The organism is Kribbella deserti, from assembly GCF_042434725.1.
GTDB classification, from domain to species: Bacteria; Actinomycetota; Actinomycetes; order Propionibacteriales; family Kribbellaceae; genus Kribbella; species Kribbella deserti.
Genome location: NZ_JBHLTC010000030.1, coordinates 145,951 through 167,777 on the forward strand (window position 1 = coordinate 145,951; position 21,827 = coordinate 167,777).

Here is a 21,827-nt window from a genome sequence, read left to right on the forward strand (position 1 = left end):
CAGGATCCGGCCCCGCGGAAGAAGGACCCACGCCCCGGCCGTATCGAATGGGGTGAGCCGGGACGTGGGAGGTCAGGTGGCGCGAACGGCCAGTCCGGTTCGCAGCAAGGTCGCAACCAGCTCGACGGCCTTCTCGTGAGGTAGACCCAGGTCGGAGGCGGTCCAGGGCCACGGGGAGTCGGCCTCGATCAGGGCCGCCACGGCCGAGGCCACTTCGGGTTCGAAGACGACCACGCTGTCGCCAAGGTGGACCCGCAGCGAGCCGTCGGCGGTCCAGGTGGTTCCGACGGCGGACTCCGCGACCGTACGGACCTCGGTGTCGGCCGTTGGCTCGGGCAGGAAGTTGTCCATCGGCTGTCGCGCGGCCTCCAGGGAGTACCGCCGATAGGCGTCCGCCAGGTCCTCGGCCGCCGTTGGCGCGAAGGCGGCGAAGTGTTCCGCGAGCAACTTCGCGGTGGTCTCGACCGCCTGTGCGCGGATGTCCGCCGACCGCCCGAACCCCCACGGCAGTTCCGTCCGGAAGGCCCGCTCCGAGCCGAGTCGCCGTACCAGCTCGTTTGCGATCCAGTACGGCGTGAGCGTCGGGAACGAGAAGCTGACGTGCAGCGAGTGGTCGTCGGTGGCGAAGCCGTTGTGGATCCAGCCGCGGGGAATCCACAGGCTGTCGCCCGGCTCCAGTGTCACCTCGAGGAACGGCTTGCCGTTGCGAAGGCGTTCCCACTCGTCCTGGCTGACCTTGGCCCCGTCCCACGGCTGGTGCTCGAGCGGATCGTCGTACACGGGGGTGTGCAGTTGCCAGGTCTTACTTCCGGACGTCTGGACGATCAGAACGGAATGCGTGTCGTAGTGATGCGCGAACCCCTGGCTACCCGACGGAGTGAGGTACGCATTCGCACTCACCGGGACGCCGGTTTCGAAGGTCAACCGGCGGCACAGATCGCCGATCGGCTTCCACGTCCGGTGCAGGGATTCCAGCACGGTGGTGGCGCCTTCGGCGATGTACGCCGAGATCTTGGTGGACCTGGCAACGTCGGAGAAGCCGGGCTGGATCGGCTGACCCGCCCAGGTGTACGACGCCGGGGCGACGCGCTTGCCGTTCTTGACCAGGCTCACCATCTGCCGTTGCAGCGAGCCGTGATCGAGCAACTCCCCCGCCTCGGCCAAACCGAAGGACACCGTGGCGGCCTGACGCCAGACCGCGGCTTCGGCCGGTGGTTGCGCGAGAAAGCCCGCGGGGTCGGGAACCAAGCTGGACAAGGCCTCACTACGCATGATGTAACTCCTTCGTCCTGACTTCGGAGCGGGCGATCTCGGGTGACAGTTGAGCCCGGACCGGCCGGGCCAGGGTGAACGCGACACAAACGGCGAGGGCGCCTGCCAGCACGCCGTACGACGGGCCCGGGCCGAACCGCTGCAGCAGCCAGCCCATCGCCAGGAAACTCACGGGATAGAACAGCGAACCGACCAGCGTCATCGTGCTCTGGGCCCGCGCCATCATCGAGTCGTCGACCACCGCGTACACCTCGGCGGTCATCGCGATGATCAGCACCGGCGCCGTTGCCCCCAGCAACGCAAGGGCGGCAACCACCATTGGCATGGCGGGCACAACCGCGACCGCCAAAGTGACGCCGGCAACCACCAGACCACCCACCACCACGGCACGGTAGGCGCCGGAGGCCACAATCCGGGGAGCGATCAGCGAACCAAGCAGTGCGCCGGCCGCGATCACGCCGGACATCGCACCGATCACCGGCGCGGGCGTATCGAGCGCCGACAACATCGGGACCATGCCGAAGAACGCGGCGGCCGTCGCGAAGTTCAGCACGGCCGACCAGATCGTCAACGTACGAAGGAAAGGCTGGTGGAACACATAGCGAATCCCGCTCGCGATATCGGCCGAGATGCGCGCGGTCGAGGCGTTGCTGCCACCAAGGCCGGCGGTGATTCGCGCGACGAGAACGGCGCAGAGCAGGAAGGTGGCCGCGTTCACCGCGAAAGGAATCCAGTGCGCGACCGCGTAGAGACCACCCCCGATCGCCGGGCCGATCAGGCTCGCGGCATACGAGCGCGACTCGTTCAGCGAGACCGCCTTGGTGATCTCGTCGGGCCGGACCAGGTGCCTCAAGGCCGCTGCCAGGGACGGGTTGTAGACCGAACTGACCAGGCCGTCGAGAACGCCGATGACCACCAGTGGCCAGATCGAACCGGTGCCGAAGGCAACAAAGAGCGCGAGCGTGCCCCAGAGCACGGCCTTGGTGACGTCCACCCGGATCATCACGGTTCGGCGGTTCCATCGATCGGCCAGGGCTCCGGCGGGGAGGCGCGCGACGTTCAGAGCGACCAGGCGGGCGGTGGCGAGAGCGCCCGCCCACAAAGGCGATCCAGTCAGGTCCAGTACCAGCAGCGGCAGGCAGATGTCGCTCACCCGCGCGCCGAGCGCGGTCAGCGCCTGGCCCCACCAGAACCGGCTGAAGTCCCGGTTGTCCCTGAGTAACGCCGCGCGTCCGGTCATGCCGCGACCAGGTTTCGCCAGTGCAGAGCGATCACGCTCGCGGTCCGAGCGGGTGCGGGCATCGCCTTGCTGGGCTCGAATTCGCCGCTCCACAAGGTCAGTACGGTCGTGTCCTCGGGCGATACCACGATGACGTCCTGCTCCCGCAATGAGCGCACGGCCTGTTGAGTGGTCGGCGCCTGCCACATTCGCGGGTTCATGTGCGGGAACAAGATCCGCGGCGCGGGCGTGGCCAGCATCGCGGTCAACGCCGGCGACGAGGCCAACCCCAGCGCGGCCGAGACCAGGAAGTTCGCCGTACAGGGTGCGACCACAAAGAGCCTTGCCTGGTTGGCGAAAGCCACCGGGTTGACCACCGGACCACCCGGTTCGAAGACCTCGTCTGCGATCAGGCCGACCGCCGAGGGCTGGACGAAGGTGAGCGCCGAGTGGGTCAGCATCACCGACATCGGCCCACCCACCTCCTGCCGCCAGTGCGCGAGGTGGGACGGCAGGTCGAGGGCGGCACTCGCGCCCGTGCAGACCACCGCCAGACGATCAGCCGGCATGACTCAGCACCCCCATCGGACGGCCATAACGAACGTCGAGTGTTTCGCCACCGGTCTGCAACCGGTGCAGCATCATCGCGACGCCGGCGCTGCCCGACGCGACGTCGCAGCTCTGCCGCATCAAGCCGTCACCGGGGAAGCCGGTACCGGACTCGTCGACACAGCGCAGCGCGAGCACCTGCTCGAACAGCCGGTTCACCGCCAGGTCCAGGAAGTCCTCTTCGGCCGGCAGTACCGCCTGGCTGTCCAGCAGGAATTCGATCAGCCCGCTCATCCCGGAGAACAAGCCGGGATTGACCGTGAACGGCATCGCGACACCGCGCACGATCGACCGCAGCGGCTTCACCAGGCTTTCGTCGCCGGTCATTCGCAAGTGGTGCGCGACGGCCATGCCGACGCCGGAACCACCGCGGATCAGGTACGGCTCGAAGGCGATGCCCTCCGCGTACGCGCCGAAGCCGAGACCGCCGTTGGCGCGGATCCGCCCGCGGGACAGGTCGAAGGCCAGCGCGCGGCGGCCAAGCGTCACCAGCGCCTTGTCCTCCAGGAGCGAGCCGAGTTCGGTGAGGAAGACGGCTACACCCGACGAGCCGTACAAGAACCCGAGCGGGTGGCGTTCGACCGGCCACCAAAGGCCCGTGCCGTCGTCCGCGGCGCGGTCGATCAGGCGGTCCGCGAGGGTCCGGGCCTGGTCGAGATGGCTCTGTTCCCCCGTCGTCCGATAGGCGCTGATCCGGGCCAGCCCGACTCCCGCGAGCCCGGTCGCGACTCCGGCTGGTTTGTCGAGGGCGAGGGCTTCCGTGGTTGCCGAGGCGAGCAGGCCCCGGTCGTCCATACCGAGTTCCAGCAGAGTCGTGGCGATACCCGCCCGGCCGACGTACAGGCCCATCGGCAGCGGCCGGTCCTCGTCCAGACGGGCGGTGAGCCAGCGGGTGAGCTCGGGATCGACCCAGCCGTCGAGCGTCTTCAGCACCCGGAGCACGCCGGCGGCGCCGTACGCGATGGACAGGGTGTTCGACCGGAACTGCTCGGGGTGCCCCGGGAACAGCCGGTCCTTCCGGTCGGGCGTCGCGGCGTTGCGCAGGCCCCGGGCGATCTCGGCGAGCAGTTCGGTATCACCCGCGGCGGCGATCGGCAGGCCCAGGCGTTCGGGTAGATCGCCGAGCGGCGTACCGAGCTGGCGAGCGGTTGTCTCCAGAGCACGGCGGAACACCTCGGGCCGGAAGGCCAGCAGCGCGTTGCGCGGCATCACCGTGGCGGCCTCGACCGCGTCCGCCGCGTAGGCGACGTACGCCGCATCGCTGGCCCAGGCCGCGGTGTCCGGCTCGGGCGCGAAACCACTCGTCCGGGGATACGCCGCGGGGTCCGATCCGGCCGGGCGGCAGGCCTCGAAGTCGACCAGGTGCACGGTGTCGGTGTCGTCGATCAGGATGTTCGTCAGCGAGGTGTCGCTATAGACCACGCCACGATCGAGACAGGTCGTCAGGGCGTTCCGGACCTGCGCGAGGATCACCTTGACCCGGTCGGCGTACGTCTCGTCCGGTACGCCGGTCGCGAACGGGTGATTGCGGGAGAGCCAGACCTGGAAGGTGATTCCGGGGACTTTGCTCTGGACCAGGAACGTGTGCTCCCAGACCTTGGCGATCTCGATCGCGCGCGGAGCGACCCCGGTGCCTTCGAGCTGCTTGAGGTAGTCGTACTCGCGCTGCAGCCGGGTGGGTGCATCCGAGCCGTCCGGGGCGAAAGCGGTGTGCGGCCGGGCCTCTTTGAGGATGTACTCGGCGCCGTCCTCGCCCTTGGCCAGGTAGACGCCACCCGCGGTGGAATGCCGTAGCACCGAGGTCACGCGGTAGCGCTTGAGCAGACCGGTCGGGTCGTCGCCGGTACCGGATCCGTCGCTGAACGGATCGGCGGAAATCCAAGGAGGCAAGGTGAAACTCGGGCTGCGGGAGTCGTTCCACGGCTTGCCGTCCGGGCCGGTGACCACACTGCTCGGCCGGCCGTCGTCGTCGATACCCGGAGGTTTGCGGAAGGTGCCGTAGCGATACTGCACCACGTCGCTGCCGGGGTATCGGCGGTCGGTCAGTACGTGGGAACCCTGGAAGCCTTGCAACCGCGCGGAGAGCCGATCGGCCAGCTGCCGCGCGTGGGCCTCGGACAGGGGATAAACGGTGACGGCCTTGCCCGCGCCGCCGCGCGCCCACCACCGGCTGAGCTGGGCCAGCCCGAGCTCGGGTGATCGCACGCACTTGAAACTGAAGGCCTCGACCTCGTACTCGTCGATGACCGCATCGACGATCGCGCGCAGGTCGTCCGGTCGCGCGGAGATGTGCAGTTTCCAGCCGTATTCCGGCAGGTCTGCCAGCGGCCGGTCCAGGCAGCGGGCCCAGACACCTCCGCCGTCGATCGTGTCGGCCTTACCGGCCAGCCGGCGCTGCAACAGCTCGAGGAACTCACCCGGCTCGGAGGACCGCTCGACGCGGTCGTAGTACTGCGGGTCGCTAACGGTGTAGGCCCTGAACGAGTCGATCATCACGCTTCCTCTTCCTGGCGCCGGCCCTCGCAGTTGCACGGGCTGAACAGCGCCAGGGCCCGGGTTGGGGGCCCCGGGCCCTGGTAAGGGCGAAAATCAGCAGTTGTAGCTGACGCCGCTGCCGTCGGTGTGGATGATCTCGACGTCCACGGCGACCTCGTCGGTCAGGATCTGCAGGTCAAGAAGCTCAGCCATGATTTCTCCTCAGGTGTCGGGAATCCGGACTTGCTGTCCGGTCCTTGGGCGGAAGGGCCGGTGTGGCGTCTTCCGATGACCTGAAGTCAACTCCGATCCGGCGGCCCCCACATGGGGTGTCAGCACCCACATTCAGCGGCGACCACCCACCTGGAGCACCCACCGCCCCCCGGAACGCGAATATGGGTGCACTACCCCCATGTACCGACCGGTCAGCCGGTGTCATCGTGAGCACGTGTTCCAGTTCTCAGCGCTTCCAGAGGTCGCCCGGACGCCGCCACCGTGGTGGCAGGCCGGGCTGGCTCCGCGTGAATACGACGCGCTGGGTGGCTCCACCCCGGACTGGGCCGCGTACGTCGACCGCCTACCCGCGTACAGCACCTCCACCGGCGAAGGCCTCGCGGACGCGCTGCAGCCGCTCCTGGACGGCGTACGTGCGGAGCTGCGCCGGCAGTACGACGGCGTAAACAACGCGGGCCTGACGAACGAGCTCGTGCAGCACCTCGGCCAACGGCTCGTACGGCTGGCCGCACGCACTCTCGTACTGGAACTGAACAAGGCCCGGAAGAACAACCAGCTGGCGGGTGAAACCTCTGCTGACCGGTTCACCCACTTCACGCGGCAGCTGAGCCAGGGCGGACTCGTACCGCTTCTACGCCGCTACCCCGTCCTTGCGCGAGTACTGAGCCAGGCGTGCCGTGGAGCGGTCAGCTCGCACCTAGAGCTGCTGGACCGCCTCGCGACCGACAAGGCGGAACTGGTCGACACCTTCTTCGCTGGAACCGACCCGGGCCTTCTAATCTCTGCAGCCGTCTCCGGTGACACCCACCGTGGTGGACGGGCCGTCGCCATCCTGACGTTCGAGAACGGCGCGAAGCTCGTCTACCGTCCGCGGTCGCTGGACCTGCACGGGCACTTCAACGAGATCGTCGACTGGCTCAACGAGCGTGCGCGGCTGGATCTGCGAACTGTGCGGCTGCTCCCGCGGCAGGGCTACGGCTGGCTCGAGTTCGTCGAGCACAACGCCTGCACTGATGTCTCGTCGGTTCGCCGTTTCTACCACCGTCAAGGCGCGCTACTTGCGCTGTTGTACGTACTCGACGGCACTGACATGCACTACGAGAACCTGATCGCCTCTGGTGAGCACCCGGTGCTTGTGGATGTGGAGACGCTCTTCCACCCCGTACTCAGTGTGCCGTCGATGATCGGGCCCGACCCGGCTACGGAGGCTCTGACCAGCTCGGTGCACCAGACGGCGCTACTGCCGCTGCTGATGCTTGGTGACCAGGGTGCCGCCGACATGTCCGGCTTGGGCGGGGACGACGACACCGTGCTGCCGACAACCGTGGTGGGCTGGCAGGACGCCGGCCTCGACACCATGCGGCTGGTTCGACGCCCGGCGGTGATCAAGGCCTCGAACAACCGCCCGATGCTCTCCGGCAAGGCCAGCGAGCCGAGGCAGCACCAGAGCGCTCTGCTGGCCGGATTCGCCAGTGCCTACAACGCGATCGCCCAGCACCGCGACGAGCTCGCCGGGCCACTGCTGGAGGCCTGCGCCGACGACGAGGTCCGCCTGGTCGCCCAGGCCACCTCGATGTACGCGACGCTGCTGGACGAGTCGACCCACCCGGACGCCTTGCGCGACGGGGACACCCGGGACGAGCTGTTCGGCTTGCTGTTCGACCAGGCCGGGGATGACGTCCGGCGGCAGTTGGTACCGGCCGAGCTGGCTGACCTGTGGGCCGGCGATATCCCGCTGTTCACGACCAAGCCGGGTTCGCGGGCGATCTGGACCGCGACCGGTGGCTGCCTGCCGGGTCTGCTCGGAACGTCCGGACTGGCTTCGACCCGGGCCAAGATCGCCCGCCTCGGTGAGGTCGACCGGCATACCCAGGAGTGGATCATCAGCGCCACTCTCGCGACGCGTTCGGCCGCCGCCGAGCACCGCGGAGTGGCCGGACGCCGGATGCCCGCGGTCGCCGTACCGCCGGATCCGCAGCGCCTGCTGATCGCGGCGACTGGTATCGCCGACGAGATCCTGGCCCGTTCGATCAACCGGCACGGCCGCGCGAACTGGCTCGGCCTCGAACTGGTCGACGATCTGAACTGGGCGCTGCTGCCGATGGGCGCGGGCCTGCCGAGCGGCTACACCGGTACGGCGCTGTTCCTGAGCCAGCTGGCTGCGATGACCGGCGCCGAGCGGTACGTCGAACTCGCTCGCGACGCCCTTCGGCCGCTACCGCGCCTGCTCGACGCGATGGCCGCGGACGCCGATCTCGCGGAAGCCGTCGGACCGGGTTACGAAGGCCTGGGCGGGATCGCCTACGCGCTGGCCCGGATCATCTCGCTGGACCCGGAGCACGCCGAACTCGGTGGCTGGCTCGACCTTGCACTCGAGATCGCCTCGGCATTGCCCGCCGCGGACGCGTCGTACTTCGAGGGCGAGGCCGGCGGGCTGGCGGCGATGCTGGCGATCGAGGCCGGCAACGGTCATCCCGTCGCCGGGCAGCTGGCCCGCCAGTACGCCGACCGGCTGCTGACCGCGGAACCACCATCCACCGGGTTCGCGCGCGGCTCGATCGGAGTTGGCTGGGCCCTGCTGCGGATGCCCGCAGACGCGTACCGCGAGGCCGGACTGGCCTTGCTGCACGCGGCCGGCGCGCAGGTCGAGTCGATGCCGGCCGCCGGTCTGCCCGACGCCGACCTCGGCTGGTGCGCGGGCCGGGCCGGTACCACCGTGGCCGCGATCGCCGCCGGCTGGCAGGGACCCGTCACGTCGTACCTGCTGGACACGGCGGCCCGGCCCGCACTGCGGGACATGAGCCTGTGCCACGGCGAACTCGGCGCGCTGGAACCACTGATCGAGCTGGCCGCCCAGGGCGATCCGAGCGCCGAGACGCTCCGGGCCCGTGCCGCCGGTCAGGTACTCGGCGCCATCGACCTTTACGGACCGCGGTGCGGTACGCCCGACGGCGTGCCCTCACCCGGTCTGCTCACCGGCCTGGCCGGGATCGGATACGGCCTGCTTCGGCTGGGCTTTCCCGAGGTCCCGTCAGCGCTGCTGATGCACCCACCAAACGTCACGGTCACCGCCCAGAGGTCCGTGCGCACGAAGAATGTCAAAGGGGAGACACCATGACCGAGAAGTTCCAGGCCACCGAGTCCGACTGTGCCGCCATTGAGGAGAGCCCGATCGGCGCGATCACGGTAGGCCGCACCGAGGCCCGGGGCCGCCGGGCCCGCGCGCTGGCCGGTTTCGCCGCCGGCACGCTGGCCATCGGCATCGCTGCCGGCGTGCTGCCGGGTCAGGCGGCGCCGCAGACAACCTGCGACCCGGTCGCGTCCGACCGCGTCGACGCGGCCAAGGCCTGCCCGGCGCACTGACCATCCGACGCTCCCCGGGGGGAGGGGCCGGGCCGGGAAGCCGTATGAGCTTCCCGGCCCGGCTTAATTTTCGGCGTCGTTTTGCCGATGATTTTCGATTAGCCCGTTACTGGTGGCTGCTCCCGCGTTACAGTCTGGGGCCATGCGTACCCGAGCACCGGCGGTCGTCGGCAGGGACCGAGAACTTGACCAGCTTCGGCTGGCCCTGGGCTCTGCCCGGACGGGTCTGGGCAGCGCGATCTTCCTGGTCGGCGAACCCGGTATCGGTAAGACCCGGCTGACCAACACGGTCACGGCCCTCGGCCTCGACGACGGCATTGTCACGCTGCGCGGAAGGGTCGGAACCGTCGGCCCGATGGTGCCCTTCCGGCCGCTGACCGAGGCGTTGCTGTCGCTGCTGCGCCGGGGCGAACTCGTCGATATCGACGATCTCGGGCCGTATCGCAATGTGCTCGGCCGGCTGATCCCGGAATGGCGTACCGACGCCGAAGAGGCGGAATCGCCCTCGATCGTCGTACTGGCTGAGGCGCTGTTGCGGCTACTCGGGCTGATCGGACGCGGCCGGGGCTGTCTACTCGTGCTGGAGGACCTGCACGCGGCCGACGCGGAAACACTGGCCATCCTGGAGTACCTGGTCGACAACCTCGGCACACTGCCGGTGCTGCTCGTCTGCACCGTGCGGGCCGAACCCTGCAGCGCCCTCGATATGGCGCATCAGGCCGCCCGGGACGGTGCAGGCGCCGTACTGGAACTACGCCGGCTCGACCGGGTTGATACCGCCGTCATGATCTCGTCCTGTCTCGCGATCAACCCGGACGAGGTTCCCGAGGCGTTGACCGAGCGCATCTGGACGGACAGCGCGGGCGTTCCGTTTGTGGTCGAGGAACTCCTGCAGGACGTGACCGATTCCGGACATCTCATTCCGACCGGTGATGGCTGGCAGGTCGTCGACGACCTTGCGACGGGTGTACCGCGTGCAGTGGTTCGGAGCATCTCGAGCCGTACAGGCCAGCTCGGGCCGGAGGCGACGCGTCTACTCACGCTTGCGGCCGTAGTCGGGCACAGGTTCTCCCTGCCGGTTGTACGGGAGGCCACTGGTACGGATGAGCGGACGCTGCTTGCCACCTTGCACGCGGGAATGGCAGCACAGATCGTCGGGCCGGATGAACCCGCTCCGGACTGGTACGCGTTTCGACATCCGCTGACGGCCGAGGCCTTGATCGCGGACCTCACGCCGACGGAGAAGGCAGACCTGTCCGAACAGGCTGCCGCCGCGATCGAGAAGCTCTACCCCGAACTACCAGACGAGTGGTGTCCCCTGGTAGCGGAACTCCGCCTAAGCGCGGGTGATTCGACCAGGGCCGGCCAGTTGTACGCCATGGCCGGTAGACGAGCTTTAACCGGTGGTGCCGTGCTCTCGGCCGTCACCCTGCTGGACCGGGCCGACCAGCTTCTGTCCGAGGACGCCGACCCGGACGAGCGTGCCGACGTACTGGAGTCCTTGCTGCTTGCGCTGGGCGAGACCGGTCACTTCGATCGTGCGTTCTCCCTGGCCGAACGACTCGACGGACTCGACACTGCGGGTCTATCCCGCGTCAGGCTGTCGGCACTGCACGCGCGGCTCGGGGCCATTGGAGATCTCGCAGCCCGTTGGGAAGAGGCCAACAAACATGTGGCCATTGCGAAGTCTCTGCTCGGGCCTAACCCGTCGGACCGGGATGCGGCACCTGTAGACGCTATTGCGGCTCACCTCGCTTTGAGCATCCCCGGGCCGGATCGACTGAATACCGCGGCCACTCTCGCCCGTAAGGCCGCTGCGGCAGCTGAACGTGTTCCCTTGCCTGTGGTGGCTTGCGAGGCCTGGCAGCTTCTCGGCGTACTTGCGCGGGAGCAGGACCTTGAAGAGGCCAACGCCCACTTCGAGCGAGCGGAGAAGTTCGCGGACGAGCACCATCTACCGATCGCCCGGGCCTACTCGCTCGTCCTCAAGGCCGGTACGACGTACTTGGCCGACGGGACGGTTGAGGAGATGGATCGGGCCCGTACGGCTGCACTACGAATCGGCGCGATGCCCTTGGCGTACATCGCCGATGGGATCATGGCGATGCAGACCGTCTTGACCGGCAACTACGAAGTGGCCGCCAAGATGGTCGCGAGCAGCCTCGACCTCGCAGAGCGGATGCAGGTCGGCCAGACCCGCTCGTACATCCTGGTGACGAAGGGGACGCTCGCAGCCCACCAAGGCCGCCGCCGGGCTATGGAAGACGCCCTGGAAGAGCTGGAACGTACTGGAACCGGTGCCGCCTACGAGTTGTCCTTGGCCTACGGACTGGCTCGGACCTTCTGTGCCCTGCTCGAGGAAGACCGGGACCTCGCAGGCCGCGAACTCGCTCAAGCCCTGACGTACGACGCGGAGAACCCGACCACCTTCCATGTCGCCGGGAAGAACGGCCTCAACCTCCTACTCGGCGTACTCGCCGGACGTGCGGGGTGGCAGCACTACGAAGCCGTGACGACTACAGCCGCCAGCAAGATGCGGTGGAACCGCCAGTTCGTGGAACTGGCTCATGCCGTTCTACTCGGCCGCGACGGTCGTACGGACGAGGCGTCGGCCGCGCTCGGTGACGCGGCCGATCTCTTTCCGATGGCCCGCCATCTGGGCAGGCGCTTGGTCGCCGAGGAGGCGCAAAAGCACGGTTGGGGTACGCCGATCGAGTGGCTGCGCGAGGCCGAGACGTACTTCCACGCGGCCGATATCGCGCCGGTGGCCAGTGCGTGCCGGGCGCTGTTGCGGCAGTTCGGCGCGTCGGTGCAGCAGCGCCGGACCGGGTCGGACCAGATCCCGCCCGCGTTGCGCCAGCTCGGCGTCACCGCCCGCGAGTACGAGGTGTGCCGGCTGCTGATCGAACGCATCGGCAACAAGACCATCGCGGAAAGGTTGTTTATCTCACACCGCACCGTCGAGAAGCATGTGGCGAGTTTGATGGCCAAGACCCAGCAGAATGATCGAGAGTCCCTGAGCGGCTTCGTTCGCCAGGTGCTCGCGGGGTGAGTCAACCGGCACGTGGCGCGGTTCTCAGTTATGAATCCTCGCTTCAATATATGGTGGAGGCGGCATGCTGAGCGGTAGCTGTGTAGTGGCAAGGGGCCCGAGATGAACAAAGCAACCGCAGGTGGCGGCGGTACGACGATGCTGCGCCGGATCAACGTGGCGGCGGTGCTCGACGCCGTCCGGCGCTCCGCGCCCGCGCCGCTGCGGGTGGCCGAGCTGGTGGAACGCACCGGCCTGGCCCGGCCGACCGTCGCGCAGGCCGTCGACGAACTGCTCGACGCGGGCTGGCTGCAACAGCACGGGCCTGATTCCGCGGACCGCTCTCTCGGCCGCCCGGCCATTCGCGTCTCGCTGCGGGGCCGCGCCGCGCCCGTGCTCGGGCTGGACGTCGGACCGCACCGCGTCACCGTCGGCGTCTCCGACCTGGCCGGCCGCAAGCTCGCGCTGGTACGGCGATCCGGCCCCGGCTGGACCGCGCAGGAACTGCTCGGCGTCATCACCGAGGTGATCGCGGAGGCGCTGGCCGAGGCCGAGGTGCCCGCCGAGGACATCGCCGCCGCCGTCGCCGCCAGCCCCGGCATCGTGGACGAGCACACCGGCCGCGTCCGGCTGGTACCGAGCGTGCCCGGCTGGTCCGCGATCGACCTGATCAAGCACATGCGCAGTCTGCTCGACTGCCCGGTGATGCTCGACAACGACGCCAACCTGGCCGCCCTCGCGATCGCCGCCGCCCGCGGTGGCACCGGCACCCTGCTCGCCGTCCAGTGGGGCGAACGGCTCGGCGCGGGCATCGTGATCGACGGCCGGCTGCATCGCGGTACCGGCGCCGCCGGCGAGATCGGCTTCATCGCGCCCGATCCCGACGACGTGATCGATCCGGACGACAGTCGCGGGCCGCTGGAACGCGCGGTCGGCTCCGAGGCGATCGCCCAGCTCGGCCGCCAGGCGGTCCAGGCCCATCCCGATTCCAAACTGGCCGAGCTCGGCAAGGACCACCAGCTCGGCACCGCCGACGTCTTCGCCGCCGCGGCCGATCGCGACCCGGCGGCCCAGGCCGTCGTTCAGCAGGTGGCCCGCGCCTTCGCCCGGGCCCTCGCGCCCGCCGTCCTGGTGCTCGACCCGACCGCCGTGGTGATCGGCGGCGGCGTGGCCCGCGCCGGCGCCGTACTGCTCGACGCCATCAACGACCACCTGCGCAGCCTCACCCTGAACCACCCCAAGCTAGAACTCTCCGCCCTCGCCGAAGACGCCGTAGTAACCGGCGCCATGCGAATGGCCCTAGACGACGTCTGGGCCCGCAAACTCCCCCAACCCGCCCTGGCCACCCCCTAAGCCACAGCCCTGTGCGGGCTTCAGGGGGCGAGGATGGCTTTGGCGATGGCGTCGGGGCGGTCCAGGTGGACCAGGTGGGCCGAGTCGGGGAGGGTGCGGAGGGCGGCCTTGAGGCGGGCGGCGAGGACTCGCTGGGGGCCCAGGTGGCAGCGGGCCGAGCGGGGGCCTACGCCGACGAGTTGAACCGTCGGGGGTGCGATCACCGGGGACTCGAGCAAGCGCGCGACCTCGACGGCCATCGGCCAGCTGGCGGAGAGCTCGTCCCAGAACTGGACCCACGAGCCGGGTGATCCGTACCGCTCGCGCACGGTTGCCCGGTGCAACGGGTCGCGATCGGTCTCGGTGCTCATCCGCAACAGCCAGCCTCGTACGACGGGACCGACCAGCGCGGGTAGTCCGACATGGCCGAGCGCGCGCAATCCCCTGCGGACAAGGCGATCGCCGATCCGGCCGGGGTAGAGCAACCGATGGCCCGTCTCGTCCGCCAGGCTGGTGTCGACCAGCACCAGGCGGTCCACCTCGGTGGGCCGGGTCAAGGCCCAGCGCAGCGCCGCCAGGCCGCCGATCGAATGGCCGACCAGGCCGATCGGCTCGCTGCCGTCCACCCCGGTGGCGGTGCGCAGCTCGTCCACCGAGGCGGTCACCGGAACCAGCCACGGATCGACCACCTGGACGTCGTACGACTCGGGCAACAGGTCGATCACGCCGGCGAACTCCTCGGCCGTTTCGGCGAGTCCGGGCAGCACGATCCAGCGCCGCGCGCGTGTCATTGTGATCTCAACTCTTCCCCGCCACGGCCCAAGATTCCCACACCGGATCAACAAGTCCGCGCGGTAGTGGAATGATCACGGCGTGCAGGTGCATTCTTGGCAGGCCCGGTTCGCGGGATTGTTCACCCGGATCGTGATCCTGGCGACCCTCTGGTCGTTCGTCGCGATCCCGCTGCACCTTGCGTTCCCCGACTGGGTGACCAAGGTCGACCAGGTCTTCGGATTCCTCGGCATTCCGGCCGGTCACACCTTCTTCTCGGCCGTCTACCTGGCCATCGTCGGCAGCGCCCTGGTCCGCGGCAAACGCGCCGCGCTGCTGTGGGTGATCGGCGTCTGGGAGATCCTCTGGCTGCTCGGCGGCCTGGGCATTCTGGTTGTCGACACCACCACGCTGGTGATGCCCGGTGATACCGAGCTGATCAACGAGTTCGGCCGCACCTCTTCGGCCGAACTGGCCGGCGCGGTCGCCCAGGTGGTCGTCACCTGCACGCTGATCGTGCTGCTGTGGAAGGCCCGGGCCCAGTTCCCCGCCCGGGTCACGCCGGGTTCGCGCCAGCTCGCGGTGATCACGCTGGTGGCCGGGCTGTTGCTGTCGGCCACGGTCTCGGTGGTACTGACCGAACTTTTCGACAACACCCTGACCGGCCAGAAACACAAGATCATCTGGGCGGTGAACGCCGCGATCGGGCGATCCGGCCCGATCGAGTCCGGCCAGCAAGGCCATCCCTGGGTCGCGCTGGTGGTCGGCGCGATCTCGGCCACCACGCTGTCCCTGGCGTTCGCGATCTTCCTGCGGTCCATGCGCAAGATCCGCTACCTGAGCCAGGCCGAGGAACTCAAGGTCCGCAAGCTGCTGCTCGAATCCGGCGAACGCGACTCGCTCGGCTATTTCGCAACTCGCCGGGACAAGGCGGTCGTCTTTTCGCCCTCCGGTGACGCCGCGATCGCGTACCGGGTGATCGGTGGCGTCAGCCTGGCCAGCGGTGACCCGATCGGCGATCCAGCCGCCTGGCGTGGCGCGATCCAGGTGTGGCTCGCCGAGGCCCGTACGTACGGCTGGACGCCCGCGGCGTTGTCGGTGAGCGAGGAGGCCGCCCACGCGTACGTCGGGGCCGGACTGCGCGCGCTCACGATCGGCGACGAGGCGGTCATCGACGTCGCCGACTTCACCCTCGAAGGCCGGACCATGCGACCGGTCCGCCAGGCCGTGACCCGGGTCCAGCGCGCCGGGTACCACGCGACCGTCGTCCGGCATGGCGAGCTGTCACCGCAAGAGCTCCAGGAGTACGTCGAACTGGCCGACCGGTGGCGCGGTACCAGGACCGAGCGCGGGTTCTCGATGGCGCTCGGCCGGCTCGGCGACGAGGCGGACTCGCGCTGCGTGATGGTCGTGGCCCGCGATGCCGAAGGCCAGGTGCGTGGCCTGTTGTCGTTCGTGCCCTGGGGTGTGCGCGGTGTTTCGCTGGACCTGATGCGGCGGGACCCGAAGTCGGCGAACGGCCTGATGGAGTTCATGGTCACCGCGCTGATCGACGCCTGCAGCGATCTCGGCGTCCACCGGATCTCGCTCAACTTCGCCATGTTCCGGGAGATCTTCAGCGACGCCGAGCGAGTTGGCGCCGGACCGGTGTTGCGGCTGACCAACGCCACGCTGACGGCGGCCTCGCGTTTCTGGCAACTGGAAAGCCTCTACCTCTCGAACGAGAAGTACCTGCCGCGCTGGTCACCCCGGCTGATCTGCTACTCCCGCGGTGGTTCGCTCCCCCAGGTCCTGCTCGCGGCCGGTACGGCGGAGGGCTTCCTGCCCGCGCCGCGCCCGTGGACCCGGGTGGACAGCATGCAGGCCTTTCAGCACCACGCGATCGCGGCGGCGGACGGGCCCGACTTCGCGACGGCGGTTCGTGAGCAGGAGGACCAGCTGCTCCGGCCCGCACTGCCCGAACGCAAGCTGACCGAACAGGAGCTGGTCCGCCGCGGCAAGCTCGACGGCCTGGCCGCGATCGGCATGGAGGCCTATCCGGCCGTCGTACCGTCGACCGATTCCCTCGGCCGGATCCGCGAGGTCTACCAAGGCCTGCCGCCGGACCACCGGACCGGCGTACGGGTCTCCACCACCGGCCGGGTGATGCGCCTGCGCAACCACGGGATCCGGGTTTTCGCGGATCTGCGCGACGGCTGCCACGACCTGCAGGTGATGCTGTGGGCGCCCGACTGCGGTGATGTTGCCCTGAGCAACTGGTTGCGTCTGGTCGACATCGGTGACCACGTCGGTGTCACGGGCGAGGTGATCACCACCAAGCACGGCGAGCTGACCATCGACGTGGCCGAGTGGATGATGGCCTCCAAGTGCCTCCATCCGCTGCCGGACAAGCGGCACGGCTTCACCGATCCGGAGGCCCGGGTCCGCCAGCGCCACCTCGACCTGGTGATGAACCCGGACGCTCTGCGCATGCTGCACTGGCGCAGTACGGCGGTACGCGCGCTGCGGGACGGGTTCGAGTCGCGCGGTTTCATCGAGGTCGAGACCCCGATGCTGCAGGCGGTCCACGGCGGCGCGAACGCCCGTCCGTTCGCCACCCACATCAACGCCTACGACACCGAGCTGTTCCTGCGGATCGCGCCCGAGCTGTTCCTCAAGCGCCTGAGCGTGGGTGGCCTCGGCAAGGTCTTCGAGCTCAACCGGAATTTCCGCAACGAAGGCGCCGACGCGACGCACAACCCGGAGTTCACCTCGGTCGAGGCCTACCAGCCGTACGCCGACTACACCGACATGCGCGAGCTGACCCGCGAACTGGTGATCGAGGCCGCCACGGCCGTCTTCGGCAAACCCGTGGTGCTGCGACCGGAGGGCGAGGTCGACATCTCCGGCGAGTGGCCCGTCATCACCGTGCACGACGCCGTCGCCCGGGCGACCGGTAGCGCGATCGACCCGGGTACCAGCGTCGAACGCCTGCGCGAGGTTTGCGCCGAGCACGGCGTACATGCCGGGTTCGGGCAGTCCGCGGGCGAGCTGGTGCTCGAGCTGTACGACGAACTGGTCGAGCCGGAGACGGGCCTGCCGACGTTCTATACCGACTTCCCGCTGGAAACCTCGCCGTTGACTCGTACGCACCGGACGGACCCGCGGCTGGCCGAACGCTGGGACCTGGTGGCCTTCGGCGCGGAGATCGGTACGGCGTACTCGGAGCTGGTGGATCCGGTCGAGCAACGGCGCCGGTTGACCGAGCAATCGCTGAAAGCCGCCGCGGGTGATCCCGAGGCGATGTCGCTGGACGTGGACTTCCTGTCGGCTCTGGAGTACGCGATGCCTCCGACTGGCGGTCTCGGGATCGGCGTCGACCGGCTGGTCATGCTGCTCACCGGGCAGAACATCCGGGCCACTCTGGCCTTCCCGTTCGTCCGGCCCAGCAACCGGTCCTAGCTGCGCCGGCTTTGGGCGCGGCGGGCTTTGGGTGCGGCTTTGCCGGCGGGAAGCGAGCGTTTGATCGCAACACGGCGGCGCCGGAAAGTGTCGGTGGGCTCGATTAGGCTTGTTTACAAGCGGTTTCGCCCAGCCTGAAGGTCGAGGTGGCATATGCCCCCGCTCGCCCGTGCCCTGCCCTACATCGCCGTTCTGCTCGTCTTCTCCTTGTCCGCCTGCGGTGGTTCGCCGGAACCCGAAAGCCGGCCATCCGCCGCTGGGACCAGCTCAGGCCCATCGACTCCGGTGGTCGAACCAACGACGGTTCCGACGACCGCTCCAACGACGGTTCCGACGGCGGAGACGCCTGCACCGTTGAGCGTTCCGGCGTACCGGGCGTTGCTCAGCCGGGTGGACGCGGCGATCCGTCCTGCCGCGCAGCAGGTGCATGTCGCGGGCACGATGCCTGCACTGACGGCGGCGCAACGCGCGCTGGTGCAAGCCTTACGCAAACAGGCCGATGGCCTCGCGACGGTCTTTCCACCCCCGCAGGTGGCGGCCCAGCATTCGGCCCTGACCACCTCCTTGCGGACCGCGGCCGAGCGCATCGAGGGCTACCGTGGCATCTCCGCCTGCGGTGGCGCGCCGGCGTTGAGCGACGTGATCGAGCGGGATCTGCTGGCCAAGAACTCCGTCGCCGCGTCGGCCGCGGCCTTACGGTCAAAGGGCATTCCGGTCGGCACGTTCCTGCCCGCCGCTCCGACCACCGGTAAACGGCGCGGCGAGAACGGCGAGGTGGTCGAACGCCGCGGATCGCGCGGATCCGCCCGGCTGGAGATCGACAACACGCTGAACACCCAGGATGTCGCGATCTCGGTGGTCACCGGCGCACCGACCAAACCCCAGGCGATGATCTACGTCCGCGCCCGCAGCCGAGCGACGTACCGGGGAACCAAAGGCACGTACAGCGTCTACTTCAAGTCGGGCCAGGACTGGGACGACCAGCGCCACCAGTTCACCAAGGACTGCACCTTCGAGAAGTTCGACGCCCCCTTCACCGCGGGCTTCCACTGGACCATCAGCCTGGTAGCCCGCGTAGGCGGCAACGCCTCCACCACCAAAGTCGACCCCTTCTAACTCGGCTCCCAACTCGGCGACGTAGCGGCCCGCCGGCCCGCCGCGATACCGGCACGACGCCGGCCGACCACAGGACCAGCGCCACACCCGGCGGGCCGTCGCGGTGCTACATCGACGCGGTGAACAACCAGGTGCTGACCAGAACAGCAGCGAAGTGACGGTGAGCGCGATACCGAGCGGGCCGCGGCGCGAAGCTCGGTAACCGTGGCGCCGTCGAGCTGGGACGACGAGATTGAGCACGCACTCGACGCCAACCAGCAGCGCCACCGCGGTGAAGTTCAGGCCGATCGCCAACGTACCGAAGTGATTGTCAGCACCAGCCCACTCAGCAACCCTGCAATCGCCGCAGTCCGGTAGAGCGTCGAAGTCATCTCGGCTGCCCTGCCTCTGATAACGTACGTTATGGATAACGCACGTTATAGTTTGGTCCAGCGGGTCCTGGCCGCAAGGGACGTGACCGAATCGTGTCGTGACGGGAGTCCAATGCCACGCAGTGAGCGGCCCGATATCCGGGAGCGGCTGCTGACCGGCGCGGCCGAGGTACTGGTGGCGAACGGGATCGAAGGGCTGACCGTGCGCCGGGTGGCCGAGGCGGCCGGCCGTTCGACGATGTGCGTCTACACCAAGTTCGGTAGCCGCCGCGGGCTGATGCACGAGGTCTTTGCTCAGGCCGAGGCGAGCCTGGCCGCGGCGCTGGCAAAGGCCAAACCGATCGACGGCGACGCGGCGCTCGGCCTAGCGGCGGCGTACCGGCGGTTCGCCAAGCGAAACCCCGCGGCGTACGCCCTGCTCTTCGAGCACCCGCTGTCCACCCTCGACATCGACGACTCCCTCCGCCGCAACGCGATCGCCCACATCCTCACCCAGCTCACCAATGCCACCCGAGCCGGCGCCGACGGCCCCGGCGCGGGCCAGGTGGATGCGGCGGCTTCCGGGGGTGACGAGCAGGCGGCAGTGGCCGCTTGGGCGCTCATGCACGGCCTCATCGCCGCCGAACGAACTCAGCCGGCGCCTTCCGGTGGCTGGGAGTCCTACTACCTGACCACAATCGGCAGCACCGCCAAGGAGCGATTATGAAACCCTCCCGCCCGTGGCTTTATGGTGGCGGCCTGTACGTCGTCACCATCACCGTGCTGATGGCGACAGCCCCGTACGCCGGGCCCGAATCGCTCTACGGCTGGACGCTCCTGGCATCGCTGCCGCTAGGAGTGGTCGCGTACCTGCTCACCTACTGCACATTCGTCGCCGGGCTCCTGCTTGGCTTCGACCCCACGAGCAGCCCGCTGTACTGGCTGCCATCCGCTCCCGTATGGACCGTTGCCGCAACAGGCAACGTCGCGGCCGCCTGGTTCGCCTGGACCGACCTCAGATCGACCTGCTTCCCCCGCCTCCAAGCCCACCTCTGCCCCCGAACCACCCCTGCAACGCCCTAGCCGCTAGCGCCCACGTATGCGGGTAGCCGCCGCGCATGGCCGGTTGGCCGCCAGGTGTGGGTTCGCGTCGATGTGCCTTGTTTGGTCGCCCGCACCTGAACGGTTCCCCCGCCGTCCGACGCGAGGGTCAGCACTCGATGACGTTGACGGCTAGGCCGCCGCGGGAGGTTTCCTTGTACTTGACCTTCATGTCGGCGCCCGTCTCGCGCATGGTCTTGATGACCTTGTCGAGGGTGACGACGTGTTTGCCATCGCCGTGCATGGCCATTCGGGCGGCGTTGATGGCCTTCACCGAGGCCATCGCGTTCCGTTCGATACAAGGGATCTGGACCAATCCACCCACCGGGTCACAGGTCAGACCCAGGTTGTGCTCCATCGCGATCTCGGCCGCGTTCTCGACCTGTTCCGGCGTACCACCCAGCACCTCGCACAGACCGGCCGCCGCCATCGAGCAGGCCGAGCCGACCTCGCCCTGGCAGCCCACCTCAGCCCCGGAGATCGAGGCGTTCTCCTTGTAAAGAACGCCAATCGCCGCCGCGGCCAGCAAGAACCGGACCACGCCCTCCTCCGATGCCCCCGGCACGAACCGCCGGTAATAGTGCAGCACCGCCGGAATGATGCCCGCGGCACCATTCGTCGGCGCCGTCACGATCCGGCCACCGGACGCGTTCTGCTCATTGACCGCAAGGGCGAACAGATTGACCCAGTCCATCACCTTGAGCGGATCCACCGAGTACCGGTCATCGCTCAGCTTCTTGTGCAGCGCATACGCCCGGCGCGGCACCTTCAGCCCGCCCGGCAGAACCCCCTCGGTCTCGCACCCCTCGCGAACGCAGTCCTGCATCACCTGCCAAATCCGCAGCAGGCCCGCCTCGATCTCCTCGTGCGTTCGCCAGGCCAGCTCGTTCGCGAGCATCACCTCGCTGATCGAGAGATGCGACTCGCGGCACCGCTGGAGCAGTTCGGCGCCACTCAGGAACGGGTACTTCAGCGGCGTACGGTCCGGCACGATCCGGTCCCCCGCGGCCGCGGTCTCGTCCACCACGAAACCACCGCCGACCGAGTAGTACGTGCGCTCGCGCAGCACCTCCCCGGCGGCGTCGCGGGCCAGAAACGTCATACCGTTCGGGTGGTACGGCAGAGCCTTGCGGCGGTGCATGATCAGGTGGTTCTCCTGGAAGGCGATCTCGTGCTCGCCACCGAGGCGCAACCGCCCGGTCGAGCGGATCGCCGCCACCCGGTCGTCGACGGTGGTGGTGTCGACCGTCTCGGGGTCTTCCCCCTCCAGGCCGAGCAGCACCGCCTTGTTACTGCCATGCCCATGCCCGGTCGCGCCGAGGGAGCCGAACAACTGTGACTCCACCGCCGACGTCCGGGCGAGCAGGCCGTCGGCCGTCAGGCCGGCCACGAAGGTGCGGGCGGCTCGCATCGGGCCCACGGTGTGTGAGCTCGACGGGCCGATCCCGATGCTGAAAAGGTCGAAAACGCTGATCGCCACGGAGGTTCCTTCTGGTCGTCTTTGACCGGTCGG

General features: G+C 68.7%; 14 protein-coding genes. 8 read left to right on the plus strand and 6 right to left on the minus strand.

The window, feature by feature from the left end; translation table 11 throughout:
* Nucleotides 1–72 precede the first annotated feature (72 nt).
* The 4 genes from ACFFGN_RS23355 to lanKC are packed head-to-tail and all read right to left on the minus strand — an operon-like array spanning nucleotide 73 to nucleotide 5,593.
* Nucleotides 73–1,272: a JmjC domain-containing protein gene (locus tag ACFFGN_RS23355; protein ID WP_380051270.1), complete on the minus strand. Its 1,200-nt coding sequence runs from the start codon at nucleotides 1,270–1,272 to the stop codon at nucleotides 73–75.
* Nucleotides 1,265–2,512, minus strand: coding sequence for an MFS transporter (locus ACFFGN_RS23360; RefSeq protein ID WP_380051272.1), 1,248 nt, complete (start codon nucleotides 2,510–2,512; stop codon nucleotides 1,265–1,267). Before ACFFGN_RS23360 ends, ACFFGN_RS23355 begins: the two co-directional genes overlap by 8 nt.
* Nucleotides 2,509–3,060, minus strand: a complete 552-nt coding sequence (locus ACFFGN_RS23365) for a flavoprotein (RefSeq protein WP_380051274.1) — start codon at nucleotides 3,058–3,060, stop codon at nucleotides 2,509–2,511. Before ACFFGN_RS23365 ends, ACFFGN_RS23360 begins: the two co-directional genes overlap by 4 nt.
* Nucleotides 3,050–5,593, minus strand: a complete 2,544-nt coding sequence (gene lanKC, locus ACFFGN_RS23370; protein ID WP_380051276.1) for a class III lanthionine synthetase LanKC — start codon at nucleotides 5,591–5,593, stop codon at nucleotides 3,050–3,052. The genes ACFFGN_RS23365 and lanKC overlap by 11 nt, the downstream gene beginning before the upstream one ends.
* A 430-nt stretch (nucleotides 5,594–6,023) precedes the next feature.
* Here lanKC and ACFFGN_RS23375 point away from each other — a divergent pair, with 430 nt between their 5' ends.
* The 4 genes from ACFFGN_RS23375 to ACFFGN_RS23390 all read left to right on the plus strand — a co-directional run bounded on the left by ACFFGN_RS23375 (nucleotide 6,024) and on the right by ACFFGN_RS23390 (nucleotide 13,556).
* Nucleotides 6,024–8,927, plus strand: coding sequence for a type 2 lanthipeptide synthetase LanM family protein (locus tag ACFFGN_RS23375; protein ID WP_380051278.1), 2,904 nt, complete (start codon nucleotides 6,024–6,026; stop codon nucleotides 8,925–8,927).
* A complete protein-coding gene (locus tag ACFFGN_RS23380) occupies nucleotides 8,924–9,172 on the plus strand; it encodes a hypothetical protein (protein ID WP_380051280.1) in 249 nt (82 codons plus the stop codon). Before ACFFGN_RS23375 ends, ACFFGN_RS23380 begins: the two co-directional genes overlap by 4 nt.
* Before the next feature lie 142 nt (nucleotides 9,173–9,314).
* The gene (locus ACFFGN_RS23385; protein ID WP_380051282.1) at nucleotides 9,315–12,224 is read left to right on the plus strand and encodes a helix-turn-helix transcriptional regulator; all 2,910 of its coding nucleotides are present in this window, start codon (nucleotides 9,315–9,317) and stop codon (nucleotides 12,222–12,224) included.
* A gap of 102 nt (nucleotides 12,225–12,326) precedes the next feature.
* A complete protein-coding gene (locus ACFFGN_RS23390) occupies nucleotides 12,327–13,556 on the plus strand; it encodes an ROK family transcriptional regulator (protein ID WP_380051284.1) in 1,230 nt (409 codons plus the stop codon).
* A 20-nt stretch (nucleotides 13,557–13,576) separates the two neighbouring features.
* Here the strand turns inward: ACFFGN_RS23390 and ACFFGN_RS23395 are convergent, their stop codons facing one another.
* On the minus strand, nucleotides 13,577–14,326 hold the full coding sequence (locus ACFFGN_RS23395; protein ID WP_380051286.1) for an alpha/beta fold hydrolase: 750 nt from the start codon (nucleotides 14,324–14,326) through the stop codon (nucleotides 13,577–13,579).
* An 82-nt stretch (nucleotides 14,327–14,408) separates the two neighbouring features.
* Here ACFFGN_RS23395 and lysX point away from each other — a divergent pair, with 82 nt between their 5' ends.
* The 4 genes from lysX to ACFFGN_RS23415 all read left to right on the plus strand — a co-directional run bounded on the left by lysX (nucleotide 14,409) and on the right by ACFFGN_RS23415 (nucleotide 20,296).
* Nucleotides 14,409–17,747, plus strand: a complete 3,339-nt coding sequence (gene lysX, locus ACFFGN_RS23400; protein WP_380051288.1) for a bifunctional lysylphosphatidylglycerol synthetase/lysine--tRNA ligase LysX — start codon at nucleotides 14,409–14,411, stop codon at nucleotides 17,745–17,747.
* Nucleotides 17,748–17,900: 153 nt separating this feature from the next.
* Nucleotides 17,901–18,863 carry a hypothetical protein gene (locus ACFFGN_RS23405; protein WP_380051290.1) on the plus strand — a complete coding sequence of 321 codons (963 nt, stop codon included), beginning with the start codon at nucleotides 17,901–17,903 and terminating at the stop codon, nucleotides 18,861–18,863.
* A gap of 483 nt (nucleotides 18,864–19,346) precedes the next feature.
* Nucleotides 19,347–19,940: a TetR/AcrR family transcriptional regulator gene (locus ACFFGN_RS23410; protein WP_380051292.1), complete on the plus strand. Its 594-nt coding sequence runs from the start codon at nucleotides 19,347–19,349 to the stop codon at nucleotides 19,938–19,940.
* Nucleotides 19,937–20,296, plus strand: a complete 360-nt coding sequence (locus tag ACFFGN_RS23415) for a hypothetical protein (protein WP_380051294.1) — start codon at nucleotides 19,937–19,939, stop codon at nucleotides 20,294–20,296. The genes ACFFGN_RS23410 and ACFFGN_RS23415 overlap by 4 nt, the downstream gene beginning before the upstream one ends.
* A 127-nt stretch (nucleotides 20,297–20,423) precedes the next feature.
* Here the strand turns inward: ACFFGN_RS23415 and ACFFGN_RS23420 are convergent, their stop codons facing one another.
* Nucleotides 20,424–21,794, minus strand: a complete 1,371-nt coding sequence (locus tag ACFFGN_RS23420; protein WP_380051296.1) for an L-serine ammonia-lyase — start codon at nucleotides 21,792–21,794, stop codon at nucleotides 20,424–20,426.
* Nucleotides 21,795–21,827: the final 33 nt, after the last annotated feature.